General features: G+C 65.0%; 1 protein-coding gene. It reads left to right on the forward strand.

The genetic code is table 11. The features are described from left to right. Positions 1-362 precede the first annotated feature (362 nt). A complete protein-coding gene (locus ABZX75_RS34385; RefSeq protein ID WP_355418178.1) occupies positions 363-1,277 on the forward strand; it encodes a D-alanyl-D-alanine carboxypeptidase in 915 nt (304 codons plus the stop codon). Positions 1,278-1,347: the final 70 nt, after the last annotated feature.

Genomic DNA, 1,347 nt, shown 5'->3' on the forward strand with positions numbered 1-1,347 from the left:
GCCCGGTGAACGTCTCCACCCACAACGGCTCAGCCCTCAACACCCCACCCATACAGGCGAAATACCCAAACCGAAGCCTTCTGCAACACGCTTTACGTCAGTCCGCCCGTCGGGGCCGCGGGCACCTGGTCGCGTTCGCCTCTGCAGCCCAACAGGTCGCCCCCCTCGCAGTGCTCGCCCTCGGCCGTTCCAGAACCATGGGCCGCGGCAAAGCGACACGCCGCGAACCACAACAAAGGATGGCGGTAATGCGCCGGCTGGCCGTACCGGATAGGGCCTACCGGTGATTTCACTACGACAGTGAGCCCGTGATCAACTCTTGCCGCCAGCCCAGCCGCCGGTCCGTCCTGGACGCCGCTGCCATGAGCCTACTTTCCGCCGCTGTCGCTCCCTTCCCTGCGCGAGCCGCTGCCGTCGTGTTGGGCCACGCCCCTCCAAAGGTGTCAGCACTGGCCTGGGTGCTCGCTGACGCCATTACGGGGGACGTCCTCGCTTCCTGGCGCCCCCACCACCGGCTCGCCCCGGCCAGTACCCTCAAGACGCTCTTCGCCCTTACTGTCATGCCTCAGTTCGACGCCGAAGCCGTGCACACCGTCTCCGCGTCCGAAGTCAGCGCCGTGCCCGCTGGTAGCAGCGTTGTAGGGCTGAAGGTTGGAGCTGAGTACAGCATGGGTGATTTGTGGCGTGGGGTGTTCCTCCGCTCCGGCAACGACGCCGTCCGCGTGCTGGCGCACCTCAACGGCGGCTGGAGGGAAACCGCCGGCCAGATGGAGGAATGCGCGCTGTCATTGGGAGCGGAGAACACCACTGTTGTCTCCCCCGACGGCTTCGACGCCACCGGACAGGTCTCTACCGCCCACGATCTGGCCGTCTTCGGCCGAGCAGGGCTGGCCCGGGCTGACTTCGCACTGTACTGCCGCACCAAGTCGGCACTCTTCCCCAGCAGAGACGCCCGCGACGGTTACGTCACGATCACCAACACCAACCGGCTTCTCAGTGGTGTAAACGGAGTGTCTCCTTACCCAGGCACTATCGGAGTAAAGAATGGATACACCTCCCGCGCAGGCAACACTCTCATCGCCGCCGCACGCCGGGGCGGTCGCACGCTCCTGGTCACCGTGATGAAGCCCCAGTCAGGCCGGAGCAACGCCGTATACGAAGAGGCCCGCACCCTCTTGGATTGGGGCTTCAGTCTCCCCTCAGACGCCGTGGCAACCAGCCATCTGCCCCCACTCGCCACCACAACCCCAATCGGGTCTGTAAAGTTTTCGGTGTAACTGGGGTGGTCTCGTGGGTCAGATTCGGTTGTTGGTGAGGCGTCCGTCGAAGGCGATGTCGAAGGCCTGG

The organism is Streptomyces sp. NPDC003038, from assembly GCF_040611115.1.
Taxonomy (GTDB): Bacteria; Actinomycetota; Actinomycetes; order Streptomycetales; family Streptomycetaceae; genus Streptomyces.